The sequence below is a fragment of the Actinoplanes sp. NPDC051388 genome (assembly GCF_055586225.1).
The window spans coordinates 491,773-506,778 of the sequence record NZ_JBVJIP010000005.1 but is presented as its reverse complement, the minus strand read 5'-3'; the positions used below and the strand labels follow the sequence as shown (position 1 = coordinate 506,778).

Annotated in this window: 14 protein-coding genes; 10 read left to right on the top strand and 4 right to left on the bottom strand. The window is 70.9% G+C overall.

Features of this window, described 5'->3' with window-relative positions:
- Positions 1-347: 347 nt before the first annotated feature.
- The 4 genes from ACZ6TI_RS16560 to ACZ6TI_RS16545 are packed head-to-tail and all read right to left on the bottom strand — an operon-like array spanning position 348 to position 4,787.
- Complete coding sequence (locus tag ACZ6TI_RS16560; protein WP_465345901.1) at positions 348-1,799, bottom strand: peptide MFS transporter; 1,452 nt, start codon at positions 1,797-1,799, stop codon at positions 348-350.
- Between the two features lie 29 nt (positions 1,800-1,828).
- On the bottom strand, positions 1,829-2,845 hold the full coding sequence (locus ACZ6TI_RS16555) for a LacI family DNA-binding transcriptional regulator (protein ID WP_465345900.1): 1,017 nt from the start codon (positions 2,843-2,845) through the stop codon (positions 1,829-1,831).
- Between the two features lie 20 nt (positions 2,846-2,865).
- Entirely contained in the window at positions 2,866-4,041 is a 1,176-nt protein-coding gene (locus tag ACZ6TI_RS16550) for an MFS transporter (RefSeq protein ID WP_465345899.1), read from the bottom strand.
- Positions 4,038-4,787 carry a substrate-binding domain-containing protein gene (locus tag ACZ6TI_RS16545; protein ID WP_465345898.1) on the bottom strand — a complete coding sequence of 250 codons (750 nt, stop codon included), beginning with the start codon at positions 4,785-4,787 and terminating at the stop codon, positions 4,038-4,040. The genes ACZ6TI_RS16550 and ACZ6TI_RS16545 overlap by 4 nt, the downstream gene beginning before the upstream one ends.
- 132 nt (positions 4,788-4,919) lie before the next feature.
- On the opposite strand from ACZ6TI_RS16545, the gene ACZ6TI_RS16540 reads away from it, so the two are divergent.
- Genes ACZ6TI_RS16540 through ACZ6TI_RS16495 form a run of 10 tightly spaced genes read left to right on the top strand, consistent with a single transcriptional unit; the run spans position 4,920 to position 14,875 of the window.
- A complete protein-coding gene (locus ACZ6TI_RS16540) occupies positions 4,920-6,158 on the top strand; it encodes an amino acid ABC transporter substrate-binding protein (protein ID WP_465345897.1) in 1,239 nt (412 codons plus the stop codon).
- Positions 6,159-6,164: 6 nt separating this feature from the next.
- Positions 6,165-7,043: a branched-chain amino acid ABC transporter permease gene (locus tag ACZ6TI_RS16535; RefSeq protein ID WP_465345896.1), complete on the top strand. Its 879-nt coding sequence runs from the start codon at positions 6,165-6,167 to the stop codon at positions 7,041-7,043.
- The gene (locus ACZ6TI_RS16530; protein WP_465345895.1) at positions 7,040-8,929 is read left to right on the top strand and encodes a branched-chain amino acid ABC transporter ATP-binding protein/permease; all 1,890 of its coding nucleotides are present in this window, start codon (positions 7,040-7,042) and stop codon (positions 8,927-8,929) included. Before ACZ6TI_RS16535 ends, ACZ6TI_RS16530 begins: the two co-directional genes overlap by 4 nt.
- Positions 8,916-9,671 (top strand): ABC transporter ATP-binding protein, encoded by a 756-nt coding sequence (locus tag ACZ6TI_RS16525; protein ID WP_465345894.1) that lies wholly within the window; start codon positions 8,916-8,918, stop codon positions 9,669-9,671. The genes ACZ6TI_RS16530 and ACZ6TI_RS16525 overlap by 14 nt, the downstream gene beginning before the upstream one ends.
- Positions 9,671-10,588: an NAD(P)-dependent oxidoreductase gene (locus ACZ6TI_RS16520; protein WP_465345893.1), complete on the top strand. Its 918-nt coding sequence runs from the start codon at positions 9,671-9,673 to the stop codon at positions 10,586-10,588. Before ACZ6TI_RS16525 ends, ACZ6TI_RS16520 begins: the two co-directional genes overlap by 1 nt.
- A complete protein-coding gene (locus tag ACZ6TI_RS16515) occupies positions 10,585-11,823 on the top strand; it encodes a M24 family metallopeptidase (RefSeq protein WP_465345892.1) in 1,239 nt (412 codons plus the stop codon). Before ACZ6TI_RS16520 ends, ACZ6TI_RS16515 begins: the two co-directional genes overlap by 4 nt.
- 17 nt (positions 11,824-11,840) lie before the next feature.
- Positions 11,841-13,262 carry an NAD-dependent succinate-semialdehyde dehydrogenase gene (locus ACZ6TI_RS16510; RefSeq protein WP_465345891.1) on the top strand — a complete coding sequence of 474 codons (1,422 nt, stop codon included), beginning with the start codon at positions 11,841-11,843 and terminating at the stop codon, positions 13,260-13,262.
- Positions 13,263-13,264: 2 nt separating this feature from the next.
- Complete coding sequence (locus tag ACZ6TI_RS16505; protein WP_465345890.1) at positions 13,265-14,038, top strand: glycerophosphodiester phosphodiesterase; 774 nt, start codon at positions 13,265-13,267, stop codon at positions 14,036-14,038.
- Positions 14,031-14,618: an alpha/beta fold hydrolase gene (locus tag ACZ6TI_RS16500; protein ID WP_465345889.1), complete on the top strand. Its 588-nt coding sequence runs from the start codon at positions 14,031-14,033 to the stop codon at positions 14,616-14,618. Before ACZ6TI_RS16505 ends, ACZ6TI_RS16500 begins: the two co-directional genes overlap by 8 nt.
- On the top strand, positions 14,555-14,875 hold the full coding sequence (locus ACZ6TI_RS16495) for a hypothetical protein (RefSeq protein WP_465345888.1): 321 nt from the start codon (positions 14,555-14,557) through the stop codon (positions 14,873-14,875). The genes ACZ6TI_RS16500 and ACZ6TI_RS16495 overlap by 64 nt, the downstream gene beginning before the upstream one ends.
- The last annotated feature ends 131 nt before the right edge of the window (positions 14,876-15,006 follow it).

Genomic DNA, 15,006 nt, shown 5'->3' with positions numbered 1-15,006 from the left:
GGGTGTGTTGTTCCCGCGTGGGGTTGGCGGGAACAACACACCCCCGACCCACCACCGCCACCCACCACGCACTGACCCCGCCAACCCGACAACGACGAGCCAACCCACCACGAGCAACCCAAAAGCAGGGCGAAACAGCTCGAGTTTGAGAGACCAACCCGAACCAAACAAAGAGATCCGCGGCCGGACAGCAACCATCACGCACTCACCAAGCCGCCACCGAATACAAGAAGAGCCCCCGCCAACCCACCCAAGGCCCGACGCCACAACGAACCCCAGGAACGGCCACAACCCGGGGGCAACGTCGCGCCGGGGAAAGAACCGGCGACGCGCCCACAGCGGGTACGTCAGCGGACGCCGGACATCTGGCGGCGCAGCATCGGAGTCAGGGCCACGACGATCGCGCCGACCACGATGGCGATTGCGCCGAGGATGCCGAAATACGGGACCTCGTGGTCCTCGCTGTAGTAGCCGGCCAGCGTGCCGGACATCGCCGTGCCCAGGGCCACCGACAGAAAGAACAGGGCGACCATCTGGGTGCGGAAGGCCTCGGGCGCCAGCTTGGTCGACACCGACAGGCCGACGGGGGAGAGCAGCAGTTCGGCGACCGTGAAGACCAGCAGGATGCCGGCCAGGGCGAGCAGCGGGGCGCTGTTCGGGCCGCCGCCGGCCAGGGGGAGGAAGAGCAGGAAGGCCACGCCCATGATGATCGTGCCCAGGCCGAACTTCACCGGGGTCGACGGCTGGCGCGGGCCCAGTCTGGTCCACAGGGCGGCGAATACGCCGGACAGCACGATGATGAAGACCGGGTTGATCGACTGCACCCAGGAGACCGGCATGGTCCAGCCGAAGAGGTCGCGGTTCAGGCGCTGGTCGGAGTAGACCGTGACGACGGTGAACTGTTGCTGGTAGAGGGACCAGAAGACGGCGCTCGTCAGGAACAGCGGGATGAACGCGATCACCCGGCGGCGCTCGGTGGCGTTGACCTTGTGGCTGCTCAGGATCACGGCGAAGTAGGCGACCGCGGCGATGATGCTCAGGATCACCACGATGGTGGAGAGGCGGGCGGCGGGGATCAGGCCCGCGAAGGCCAGCACCGCGATGGCCACGACTCCCGCGGCGGCGATCGCCGCGACCAGCGGTCGGCGGTCGGCGGGCAGCGGGTTCGCCACCTCGCGGGCCGCGTCGCTCAGGTGGCGGCGGGCGATCGCGTACTGGGTCAGGCCGATCGCCATGCCGGCCGCGGCCAGGCCGAAGCCCCAGTGGAAACCGGCCTCCTGCTGGAGCAGGCCGGTCAGCAGCGGGCCGACCAGCGCTCCGAGGTTGATGCCCAGGTAGAACAGGGAGAAGCCGGCGTCGCGGCGTTCGTCGTCGGCGGCGTAGAGGGTGCCGACCAGGGCGGTCGCGGTGGCCTTGACGCCGCCGCTGCCGAGCGCGATGCAGATCAGGCCGGCCGCCACGCCGGCGATGCCGGGGATGACGGCCAGGCAGAGGTGGCCGATCATCACCAGGATGGCCGCTCCGAACAGGACTCGCTCGGGGCCGAAGATGCGGTCGGCCAGCCAGGCGCCGATCACCGTGGCCAGGTAGACGCTGCCGCCGTACGCGCCGACGATGCTGGTCGCCGTGTCCTGGTCGATGCCGAGCCCGCCCTGGGCGGCGGTGTAGTACAGGTAGATCAGCAGGATGCCCTGCATGCCGTAGAACGAGAACCGCTCCCACAGCTCGACGCCGAACAGGCTGGCGAGCATGCGCGGCTGGCCGAAGAAGGTGCGTTCGCGTTCGTCGACGGTGGTCATGTGGAGGCTGTACCCCACGAAATCGCGATCTAGGCAGGCGCCGCGGTGGAAGCTCGGACCACCAGCGACGGGGACATCAGCACCGAGCGCGGGTGCCGGTCCGGGTCCTCCAGGGTGTCCAGCAGCAGCCGGGCCGCCTCGCTGCCGATCTCGTAGTGCGGCACGCTCACCGTGGTCAGCGGCGGGCTCATCTTGTCGAGGAACGGCATCTCGTTGAAGCCGACGACGCTGATCTCGCCGGGGCAGTCGATGCCGCGCTCGGCGAACACGTCGTAGCAGCCCAGCGCGATCAGGTCGTTGCCGGCCACGATGCCGGTGAACCGGGTGCCGGCGTCGAGCATCGTGCGCAGGCCGGCCGCGCCCTGGTTCTCCGACCAGTAGCCGCACTCGACCATCAGCTCGGGGTCGTCGTCCAGCCCGAGGTCGCGCACCGCGTGCCGGAACGCCCGGGACCGGCTCACCCCGGTCGACGTGTCCTGCGGCCCGGCCAGGTGGGCGATCCGGCGGTGCCCCAGGCCGGCCAGGTGCGCCACCGCCATCCGGATGCCGGCTTCGTCGTCGGCCGTCACGGACGGCAGGTCCAGGTCGTCCACCTTGCGGTTGACCAGCACGATCCGTACGCCGTGGGCGTGCAGCCGGTCGAGCAGCGGATGCTCGCGCCGGGCGGTGGCGATGATCAGCCCCTCGACCTGGCGCGAGCGCAGCGACTCGACCTGTGTCTCCTCGCGGGCCGGGTCGTTGTCGGTGTTCACGATCCAGGCGCTGTATCCCGCCGCGGACAGCACGTCCTCGATGCCGCGCACGATCGGCGGGAACAGCGGGTTGGTCAGGTCGGGGATGACCAGTCCGACGGTCGACGTGCGGGCGGTCTTGAGGCTGCGCGCGATCGGGTTGGGCTGGTAGCCGATCGACTCGGCGGCGCGCAGCACCTTGCGGGCGGTGTCCGCGTTGACCAGGGCCCGGGTCGAGGGGTTCAGGGCGCGGGAGGCGGTGGCCGGGTGGACGCCGGCCAGGTTCGCCACGTCGCGGAGCGTCGGTGCCGGCACGCGGCTGAGTCTAGGGACGCTCATCGTTGGTCTCCGATCAGGGCGGGTTCCCGCCAGCGAGCGCGGGCGATGGTGGCCAGTGCGCCGAGCGGCACGCAGCCGATCGCCAGCGCCGCATAGATCAACGTGAACCGGCCGTCCGAGGCCGGCCCCGCGAACAGCGCCGAAGTGATCGCGCTGCCCGCGAACAGCGACCCGGCGAACAAGGACACCACGGTGGCCCGTGCGGACGGCAGCACCAGGGTGGCCCAGGTCTGCAGTGACGAGTGCATGCCCGCCCAGGCCAGCCCCAGCAGCACCGCCACGCCGGCCGCGGCCACCGGCGCGCGGGAGACGGCGGCCAGCAGGCAGGCGGCGACGGCCGCGGTCGCGCCGGCCGCGATCAGCCACCACGCCGGGCGGCGCCGGGACAGATAGCCGGTGAGCCGGGCGAAGCCGTACACCGCGACGCCGTACACCGCGGTGATCGCGCCGGCCAGCGCGGTGCCGGTGCCGGCCTGCTCGATCGCGGCCGGCAGCAGGGTGAGCGCCCCGAGCAGGACCGCGCCCTCGAGCAGGGCGAGCGCCAGCACCAGCAGGGCGCTGCGCGATCGGATCAGGCGGCGGGCCGGCGCGAGCATCGGCTCGGGGGCCCGCCCGGTCTGTGGCTCGGGCAGCCGGCGCAGCAGCACCGCGAGGGTGGCCGCGAGGACCGCCGACACCGCGAACGGGATCCGCCAGCTCACCGACGCGGCCAGCGCCCCGGCGCCGACCGCGGCGAGTGCGGTGCCGACCGCCACCCCGGTCATCAGGTTGGTGATCTCGGTCTGCCGCCGGACGCCGGGCACGGTGTCGCCGACGTAGATCAGGCCGGTCGGGATGGCCGCCGCGAACAGCGCGCCGGTCACCGCGCGGGCGATGCCGAGCTGGGTCGCGTTGAGCACGCAGGCGGACGCGACCGAGCCGAGCGCGGCCAGCGACAGCGAGAGCCGCAGGGTGCGCACCCGGCCGAGCCGGTCGGACACCACGCCCCAGACCGGTTGCATCACTCCGTATGCCAGGTAGTACAACCCGGCCGCCCAGACGATCGTGGACAGCGGCACGTCCAGCGCGGCGGCCATCACCACCAGCATCGGCGGCATCCCGAACCGGTCCAGCGTGCTGACGAACGAGCTCGCCTGGAGCAGCCGCAACGAGCCGCGGGTGGGCTCGGTCATCCGCCGTACCGGTGGCGCAGCCCGGTGACCGTGGCCATGGCCGCCGGGTCGACCACGCCGTCCGGGATCAGGCCCTCCTCGGCCGAACGCATCCGGTGCAGGTAGCGCCGGGCCAGCGGGGCGGGCAGCCCGAGCGCGTCGCGCGCCTCGGTGATCACCAGGTCGTCCGCCTCGCCGGCGCAGATCGTCGCGGCCGTGCCGACCAGGGCGGCGGTCAGCGCCGGGTCGCGGGTGAGCAGCACGGTGCCCAGGTACGGCCGAGGCGCCACGCCCAGCGGCACGAATCCGGCATCGAGGGCGACCAGCTCGTTGCCCGCATTGAGCATGGTCGCGTCGCACTCGCCGGCGAGCAGCGCGCGCAGCCGTTTCGGGGTGGCGCCGAGCGCGGTGACCACCGGCTCGGAGACGCCCAGCTCGTCGAGGATCGCGTACATCGCGAAGGCGAAGCCGGAGTTGGGGACGTCCACGCCGAAGGTGGCGCCGGCCAGGTCGTCGGGCGCTCGTTTGCTGTAGAGCGCCAGGCCCATGCCGCGGTCGATGGCGGCGGCCACCGGCACGTCCAGCCCCGGGCGCCCGAGCACGTTGTCGGGGGAGGTGAGCGCGGCGTCCAGCGAGCCGTCGGCGAGCGCGGCGAACTGAGCCGGCGAGGAGGCCACCGGAATCTCGGTCACCTCGCCGGGCAGCCGGCCGAGGCGGCGGGCCACGCGGAGCAGGACGGACGGAGTGAAGGTCCCGATGCGGATCACCTCCGCCACTCTGCCGCAACCGATTGCGGAACGGCAAGCCCCAGATCTTGACATCTACGCAACACCGTAGACATGCTTGCAATCGCAATCGATTGCGGTGCCGCTGACCGCGCCTCATCGTGGAGGGCCCGAATGAATATTTCCCCCCGTCCGATAAACCGGCGCGCCGTTCTGGCCGCCTCCCTCGCGGCCGTCGTGTCACTCGGCGCCTGCGGTTCCCGTCCCTCGGAGCAGACCGCCACCGAGACGGACCAGCCCATCACCATCGGCATCTCGCTGCCGCTGACCGGTGACTTCTCCCAGCCCGGCGGCGAGGCCAAGCGCGGCTACGAGGTCTGGGCCGCCCAGATCAACGCGGCCGGCGGTCTGCTCGGGCGCCAGGTCCAGCTGAAGATCGTGGACGACGCGAGCAGCCAGGACACGGTGGTCACCGACTACACCAAGCTGATCACGCAGGACAAGGTCGACCTGGTCCTGGGCACGTTCTCGTCGCTGCTCAACTTCCCGGCCTCCGCGGTGGCGGAGAAGAACGGCAAGGTGTTCATCGAGCCGGCCGGCGGCGCGGAGAAGATGTTCACCCGCGGCTTCAAATACCTGTTCTTCGCACAGCCGGCCACCGCGCCGCACCAGGCCGACGTGTTCGTCGACTGGATCAAGACGCTGCCCGAGGCGGACCGGCCCAAGACCGCGGCGTACCCGTCGCAGGACGACCCGTTCGCGGCGCCGGTGATCGAGAGCATGCAGAAGCAGCTCGAGGCGCTCGGCGTGCAGACCGTGTTCACCTCGACGTACCCGGCGGACACCACCAACTTCCAGTCCATCGCCTCGCAGATGTCGTCGAAGAAGCCCGACCTGATCGCTCAGGGCGCGGTCTTCGAGGACGGCGTCGGTCTGGTCCGGTCGCTGAAGCAGCTGAACTACTCGCCGAAGATCATGTTCCAGACGTCCGCGCCCAGCAACGCCGGCCAGTACAGCGACGGCGTCGGGGTGGGCAGCACCGAGGGCGTGTTCTACACGGTCAGCTGGCACCAGGACGCGAAGACACCGAAGAACGCCGAGTTCGTGGCGGCGTACAAGAAGGCCTATGCCGACGCCGATCCGGCGGAGGACGCGGCAGACGCCTATGCCGCGGCCGAGGCGCTCGCGGCCGGGGTGACCGCGGTCGGCTCGCTGGACCAGCCCAAGCTGCGCGACTGGCTGCACGCCAACGAGGTGAGCACCATCCTCGGCCCGCTGTCCTGGAAGGACACCGGCGAGCCGAACGGCAAGTTCCTGCTGGCCCAGTGGCAGAACGGCAAGGCGCAGGTGGTGGCCCCGGCGGAGGCGGCCACCTCGACCACCGTCGTGAACCCCAAGCCCGTCTGGAAGTGACCGGACATGACCCAGTTCGTCCAGGCGCTCGCCCTCGGCGTGCTCATCGGTGGCGTGTACGCGCTGATGGCCTCCGGGCTCACCCTGATCTTCGGGGTGCTGCGCATCATCAACATCGCCCAGGGCGCCTTCCTGATCCTGGTCGCCACGTTCACCTGGTGGCTGTGGCGGACGATCGGGATCGACCCGATCCTGGCCGCGGTGATCACCACGCCGTTGATGTTCGGGCTGGGCTGGGTCACGTACCGGTTCGTCATCTCCCGGATCCGGGGGCAGTCGCCGTCCATGTCGGTGCTGCTGACCTTCGGGCTGGCGCTGGTCATCGAGGGCGTCCTCAACGTGACGGTGGGTAACCGGTTCCGCTCGGCCACCCCGTCCTATTTCGAGGAGTCGTTCTCGGTCGGCGGCATCCTGCTGCCGAAGGCCCAGGTGTACGGGTTCCTCGCCGCGGTCGCCGTGCTGGCCGGCCTCTACGTCGTGCTGACCCGCACCTGGACCGGCCGGGCCATCCGGGCCACCTCGCAGAACCCGTCGGCGGCCGCGCTGGTCGGCATCGGCGCGACCGCCACGGCGGCGCTCGCCTTCGCGCTGGGCAGTGCCAGCGCTGGGGTGGGCGGCTCGATCCTCTCCACGCTCTACCCGTTCTTCCCGGCCTCGCACTACGACTGGATCTCCCGGCTGCTCGGCATCGTGGTGCTGGGCGGCATGGGCAGCCTGCCCGGTGCGCTGACGGGTGCGCTGATCCTGGGCCTGGCCGAGACGCTCACCGCCACCTACGGCGGCCTGCAGTGGTCGACGCTGGTCTTCTACCTGGTGATCATGGCCGTCCTGCTCGTTCGGCCGCAGGGTCTGTTCGGCGCCAAGCTGCGGGAGGACATGGCATGACCGATCAGACACAGCGCAGCGGAGGATCCCAGGGCATTGCAGACCGGCCCAGCATGACCTTCCTCAAGAGGATTCCGCGCCGGCATCTGATCGCCGGGATCGCGCTGCTCGCATTGCTGATCTATCCGGTCATCAACCCGTGGCAGCCCTATCCGCAGGGCGTTCTGCTGCTCGCGTTCCTGCTCGCCGTGCAGGCGTCCAGCTGGAACATCGTCTCCGGGTTCGCCGGCTACGTGTCGCTGGGCCACAGCATGTTCCTCGGGCTCGGCTCCTACACCGCGGCGATCATCGCGTTGCACACCGGCGTCAACCCGCTCTGGGTGGCGCCGCTGGGCGGGGTGGTCGCGGTGCTGGTGGCGGTGCTGATCGGGTCGGTCGTCCTGCGTACCCGTGGTCATGCCTTTGTCATCATCACCATCGCGTTGCTGCTCGCCGCGCAGATCGTGGCGACCAACTTCGACACGCTCACCAACGGCTCGGACGGGATCACGCTCGACCTGCCGTTCTGGAGCAACGATTTCCAGAACATCCCGTTCTACTACGTCTTCCTGCTGCTGCTGGTGCTGACCGTGCTGTTCAGCGCGTGGATCGCCCGCACCAAGTTCGGCACCGGGCTGGTGGCCATCCGCGAGGACGAGGGCAAGGCCGCGTCGATCGGGGTCAACACCACGATCTTCAAGATCCTGGCGTACGGGGCCAGCGCGTTCTTCATCGGCGTGGCGGGTGGCGTCTACGCGTACTTCCAGACGTTCATCAACCCGGTGGGGTCGTTCGCGATCCTGGGCAGCGTCATGATCGTGCTGTCCGCGCTGGTCGGCGGTCGCGGCACGCTCTACGGCCCGGTGCTCGGCGCATTCATCGTGCAGCTGCTCACCGAGGGCGCGACCGTCTTCGGCGGCGGCAGCTCGTCGCGGGTGCTGCTGCTCGGCGGCATCCTGGTGCTGGTCGTGCTGTTCCTGCCGGCCGGCCTGCTGCCCACCTTCGAGAAGGCGTGGCGCAAGCGGCATCCGGTGGAGACGTCATACACGAACCAGGTCGGCGCGTTGTCGCACGACACGACCGTGGTCCGCGAACGCCTCGCTCCTCCCGCGACCGAAACCGGCCCGCTGCTCGAAGTGAAGGGCGCGACCAAGCGCTTCGGCGGACTGGTCGCCGTGGATCACGCCGACCTGACCGTGGAACGCGGCTCGATCACCGCGCTGATCGGCCCGAACGGGTCCGGCAAGACCACCCTGTTCAACCTGATCACCGGCACGATGGCCGCCGACGAGGGCGAGGTGTGGTTCGACGGCGAGCGGATCGACAGGCTCAACCCGTGGACCCGCGGGCATCTCGGACTGGGCCGCACCTTCCAGGTGACCCGGCTCTTCAAGGAGATGACGGTCCTGCAGAACGTGGTCGCGCCGCTGCCGGACAGCCGGGTGCGCACCATGTTCGCGGACGCGGTCAGCGGCGCCGAGGCGCAGCGGGCCAAGGAGTTGCTGGACATCGTCGGGCTGGGCAGTTTCGGCGCTCAGCGGGCCGGCGACCTGTCCTACGGCCAGCAGAAGCTCGTCGAGCTGGCCCAGGTGCTGATGCTCGAGCCGAAGCTGATCCTGCTCGACGAACCGGCCGGCGGCGTGAACCCGAGCCTGCTGGGCCGGCTCACCGAGGTGATCCGCGAGCTGAACCGCAGCGGCGTCTCGTTCCTGGTGGTCGAGCACAACATTCCGCTGGTGCTGGACCTGTGCGACCCGGTGCACGTGTTCGCCCGCGGCAAGCCGATCGCCTACGGCCCGCCGCAGCAGATCCGGCACGACCCGGTGGTGCTCGACGCCTACCTGGGCGACGACTGGCAGGCCGAGACCCCGCCCGAGGTGGAGAGGACGCTCGATGCTCACGCTTAGCGGAGTGACCGCCGGATACGGCGGCGGGAACGTGCTGCAGGGTGTCGACCTGCACTGCGCCGACCGCACGGTGACCTGCATCGTGGGGCCGAACGGCGCGGGCAAGTCGACAGTGCTCAAGGTGATCAGCGGGCTGCTGCGCTGCGGTGACGGCTCGATCGAGATGGACGGCAGGCGCATGGACAGCCTGGCTCCGGACGAGATCCTGCGGCTCGGCATCACCCAGGTGCCGCAGTCCGACGCGCTGTTCCCGCAGATGACCGTCCGCGAGAACGTGCAGCTCGGCGGCTTCCTGATCCGCCGCAACCGCAAGCTGCTGGCCGAGCGCTACGACGTGATCGTGGACCGCATCCCGATCGTCAAGGAGCGCGCCGGCGACACCGCGGGCAACCTGTCCGGTGGGCAGCGCCGGATGGTGGAGATCGCCCGCTGCCTGATGCTCGACCCGCGGCTGCTGCTGCTCGACGAGCCGTCCCTGGGCCTGGACCCGAAGAGCCTGGCCGCGGTGGCCGAGCTGATCCAGAGCCTGAACGGCGGCGGCACCACGGTGCTGCTGGTCGAGCAGAACGTGCGGCTCGGCCTCGGCCTGGCCACCCACGGCGTGGTGATGGAGGGCGGCAAGGTGCGGCTCACCGGCACCGCGGCCGAGGTCAAGGACCACCCCGAAATGGCAACCCTGTACCTGGGCGGCGCCGCGGCGCCCGCACCGACTTCCAGCTCGCAATCAAGTGAGGTTTCGTGATGAGTGCTCTGACCGTCGGCTGGATCGGCGCGGGCCGGATGGGCGCGGCCATGGCGATCCGGCTGCACCACGCCGGAGCGGCCCCGATGATCTGGAACCGCACCCGGGCGAAGGCGGAGGCGACCGGGTGCGCGGTGGCCGGCGAGATCGCCGACCTGCGTGACCGGGACGTGGTGTTCACCATGGTCTCCACCGCGAAGGACCTGGAGCAGGTGCTGCTCGGCGAGGGCGGACTGCTCGCCGACCCGGCCCGGCTGCCGAGCATCGTGGTGGACTGCTCGACAGTCTCCACCGAGTCGTCCGCGATGATCCGGGTGGCCGCCGCCGAACTCGGCGTCGAGTTCCTCTCCGCGCCGGTCAGCGGCAACGCCAAGGTGGTCAAGGCCGGCCGGCTGTCGCTCTGCGTGAGCGGCTCGGAGGAGACCTTCCGCAAGGTCGAGCACCTGCTCGAGCCGCTCGGCAAGGGTGTCACGTACGTGGGCGAGGACGACGTCGCCCGGCTGGTGAAGATCTGCCACAACCTGATGCTCGGCGTGGTCACCCAGTGCCTGGCCGAGATCACCGTGCTCGCCGAGAAGGGCGGGGTGTCGCGCGCCGCGTTTCTGGCCTTCCTCAACGACAGCGTGATGGGCTCGATGTTCACTCGCTACAAGTCGCCCGCGTTCGTGCACCTCGACTACACACCCACGTTCACGCCGCTGCTGCTGCGTAAGGACTTCGACCTGGGGCTGGCCGCCGGGCACGAGCTGGACGTGCCGATGCCGCTGGCCGCGCTGACCGCCCAGCTGGTGCAGGCGACCGTGTCCAGCGGCCGGGTCACCGAGGACTTCGCCATCCTGCTGGACCAGCAGGCCGCCGCCTCGGGACTTTCCTTGAAGCCCGAGGACGTCGTGGTCGACGACGGGCTCTCGGCATGACCCGGCCGCTGGGCGCCCCCGGGCACATGGGGGTCGACTACGAAACGCGGGTGGACTTCGACCGGCTGCGTCGCTACCGGCTGGAACGCGCCCGCAAGTCCCTGGCCGGCTCGGAGTGCGGCGCCTTCCTGCTCTTCGACTTCTACAACATCCGCTACACCACGCAGACCTGGATCGGCGGCGCGCTCGGCGACAAGATGACCCGGTACGCGCTGCTCACCCGCGACGCCGGACCGACCCTGTGGGACTTCGGCTCGGCCGCCCGGCACCACAAGCTCTACTCGCCGTGGCTTTCTCCTGACGATTGCCGGGCGGGCATGCTCGGGCTGCGCGGCGCGATCGCCCCCTCGGCCGGGCTGATGGAGTCGGCGGTCCGCGAGATCAAGGGCATGCTCACCGACGCCGGGGTGGCCGACCAGCCGGTCGGCGTGGACATCGTCGAGCCCGCCTTCCTCTTCGAGATGCAGCGCCAGGGCCTCACCGTGGTGGACGCCCAGCAGCTCATGCTGGACGCCCGGGTGATCAAGTCGGCCGACGAGATCATGCTGCTCAACCAGGCCGCGGCCATGGTCGACGGGGTCTACCAGGACATCGTCGAGGTGCTCAAGCCGGGGATCCGGGAGAACGAGATCGTCGCGCTGGCCAACAAGCGGCTCTACGAGATGGGCTCGGACCAGGTCGAGGCGGTGAACGCGGTGTCGGGGGAGCGCTGCAACCCGCACCCGCACAACTTCACCGACCGCATCATCCGCCCCGGCGACCAGGCGTTCTTCGACATCATTCACTCGTTCAACGGGTACCGGACCTGCTACTACCGGACACTCGGGGTGGGCAGCAGCACGGCTTCGCAACGCGAGGCGTACGCGAAAGCACGGGAATGGATGGACGCGGCGATCGCCGCCGTCCGACCCGGAGTGGGCACCGACGAGATCGCCTCGGTCTGGCCGAAGGCGACCGAGTTCGGCTTCGAGAACGAGATGGCGGCGTTCGGCCTGCAGTTCGGGCACGGCCTAGGCTTGGGCTTGCACGAGCGGCCCATCATCTCGCGGCTCAACAGCATGACCGAGCCGGTGGAGCTGCAGGTGGGCATGGTCTTCGCACTGGAGACCTACTGCCCGGCGAGTGACGGGTTCTCGGCCGCGCGGATCGAGGAGGAGGTCGTGGTGACACCTGACGGGCCACGCATCCTCACCCTGTTCCCGGCCCAGGACCTGGTCGTCGCCAATCCATACTGATTTGGGGTGTTGTTGCAGTGGAGACCGATCTCTTCATCGGCGGCAAGTGGGCGCCGGCCGCGTCCCGCTTCGACGTGCTCGACCCGGCCACCGGCGACGTCATCGCCACGGTGTCCGACGGCACCGTGGAGGACGCGGGAGCGGCCGTCGACGCGGCGGCCGCGGCCCTGCCCGAGTGGGCGGCCACCCCGCCCCGGCAGCGGTCCGAGATTCTGCGTCGCGCGTTCGACCTGATGACCGAACGCGCCGACGAGCTGGCCAAGCTGATCAGCCTGGAGAACGGCAAGGCGCTGACCGACGCGAAGGGCGAGGTGACGTACGCCGCCGAGTTCTTCCGGTGGTACGCGGAGGAGGCGGTGCGCGCCGAGGGCACGGTCGGCACCGCACCGGCCGGCGCCAACCGGATCCTGGTGGTGCGCCAGCCGGTCGGCGTCTGCGTGCTGGTCACGCCGTGGAACTTCCCGGCCGCGATGGCCACCCGCAAGATCGGCCCGGCGTTGGCCGCCGGCTGCACGGTCATCCTCAAGCCGGCCAGCGACACCCCGCTCACCGCACTCGCCATGGCCGCGATCCTGGCCGAGGCGGGCGTGCCGGCCGGGGTGGTCAACGTGCTGCCGTCCCGCAGCTCCGGCAAGGTCGTCAACGCGATGCTGGACGACCCCCGGGTCCGCAAGATCTCCTTCACCGGCTCGACCGAGGTCGGCCGGTTGCTGCTCGCGAAGGCCGCGGAGAGCGTGGTCAACACGTCGATGGAGCTCGGCGGCAACGCGCCGTTCGTGGTCTTCGCCGACGCCGACCTTTCCGCCGCCGTCGACGGGGCGATGATCGCCAAGATGCGCAACGGCGGGGAGGCGTGCACGGCGGCGAACCGGTTCTTCGTGGAGGCCTCGATCGCCTCCGCGTTCTCGGACGAGCTTGCCTCGCGGATGTCGGCCCTGCGGATGGGCCCGGGCACGTCGCCGGACACCCAGGTCGGACCGCTGGTCAACGAGGACACCGTCGACAAGGTGGACAGCCTGGTCAAGGAGGCCATCTCCGGCGGGGCGTCCGCGGTGATCGGCGGAGCCCGGCCCGAGGGTCCCGGCTTCTACTACCCGCCGACCGTGCTGACCGGGGTCACTCCCGATGCGCCGATCCTGCGCGAGGAGATCTTCGGGCCGGTCGCGCCGATCGTGACCTTCTCGTCCGAGGAGGAGGCCGTGCGCCTCGCCAACGACACCGAATACGGGCTGGTCGCGTATGTCTACACCGGCGATCTGGCCCGCGGCCTGCGGGTCAGCGAGGCGATCGAGGCCGGCATGGTCGGCCTCAACCGCGGCCTGGTCAGCGACCCGGCGGCGCCGTTCGGCGGGGTCAAGCAGAGCGGCATCGGGCGCGAGGGCGGCCACGAGGGAATGCTGGAATACCTCGAGTCGAAGTACATCGCCGTAACCTGGTGACCATGGGTTTTCTCGGCGCGCCTCCGCTGGCGTTCGCCCATCGGGGCGGCGCCGCGGAGGGCGACGAGAACACCGCGGAGGCGTTCGGCCGCGCGGTCGCGCTCGGCTACCGCTATGTGGAGACCGACGTGCACGCCACTGCCGACGGCGTGCCGGTGGTCTTCCACGACCGCGACCTGCGCCGCCTGACCGGCCAGGCGTCGGCCATCTCGGACCTGCGCTGGGCCGACCTGGCGTCGGTCCGGATCGGCGGCGCCGGCGCGGTGCCCCGGCTGGACGAGGTGCTCGGCGCGTGGCCCTCGGTGCGCTTCAACATCGACCTCAAGTCCGGCCCGGTCGTCGCGCCCGCCGTCTCGGTGATCCAGCGATCCGCCGCCCAGGACCGCGTGCTGCTGGCGTCCTTCAGCGACGAGCGGCTCGCCACGGCGCGCGCCCTGGCCGGTCCCGCCGTGGCCACCTCGCTGGGCCGCCGCGGCATCGCCCGCCTGCGGATCGCGTCCCTGCTGGGCCGGCGCCTGCGGCTGCCGGCGTCGGTGGTCGCGGCCCAGGTCCCGGTGCGCTCCGGGCGGATCACCCTGGCCGACACCAGATTCATCCGGTACGCCCACCGGCTCGGCCTGCAAGTCCACGTCTGGACGATCGACGACCCGGCCGAGATGAACCGCCTCCTCGACCTGCGTGTAGACGGCATCATGACCGACCGGGTCGAGGTTCTCCGCGACGTCTACAAGCAGCGCGGCCTCTGGCCGACCACGGACGGGGACTGGAATGGGTGAACGACGGGTCGTCGCGGGACTGACCGTTGCCGAGTGGGGCCCGGCGGACTCGCCGGCGGTGCTCGCCCTGCACGGCCTGACCAGCACGTCACAGGTGTGGAGCGCGGTCGCGGCGGCGCTGCCCGGCCACCGCGTGATCGCCCCCGACCTGCCCGGCCGAGGCGGCTCCGTCGGCGTCGCCGCCGGCCCCGGACTGCGCGGCCACGCCCAGGCGGTCCTCCGCGTCGCGGACGAACTGCAGCTCCACGAGGTGGTGGTGATCGGCCACTCGATGGGCGCGTTCCTCGCCCCGCTGCTGGCCGACAAGCTGGGCGACCGGGCCCGCCGCGTGGTGCTGCTGGACGGCGGCGTGGCCCCCGACCCGTCGATCCTCATGCGCGGTCCGGTGGTCCGGGCCCTGTTCTGGGCATCCACCCGAATGCTGGACCGCCGCTGGCGCGACCCGGAGTCCTTCGCGAACACCGCCGAGGGCAAGGCCATCGCGAACCGCCCGGACCTGCGCCCGGCGATGCTGGAGTGGGCCGGCTACATGCTGGCCCGCCCGGCGCACTGCGCCCCCGGGTCGACAACGGCCGGCTGATCGACGACGCCGCGGACGCCCTGGCCGGCCCGCCCACGCTGGGCGCCCTGGCCAGGTCGGCGGCGCCGGTCCACGTGATCGCGGCGGCCCGCGGCGCCAACGACCAGGCCAAGCCTTTCCTGTCCGACGCGGCGCTGGCCCGGGCCCAGACGCTGGTGCCACGCCTGACGACGGCCCGCGCCGACGCCAACCACCTCACGTTGCTCTTCGACCCGTCGGTCCCGGCCGCGGTGACCGCCCAGCAATCACCGCGCTGACCGCTTTGCTCTGCGGCCTCTGAGGCAGCGCAGGGCTGGCTGCTTGCTGCGCCCTCTGGGGCCGCGCCGGGTCGGCTGCTTGCTTTGTGCCCTCGTCGGCGGCGCCGCGCTGACCGCTTTGCTCTGCGGCC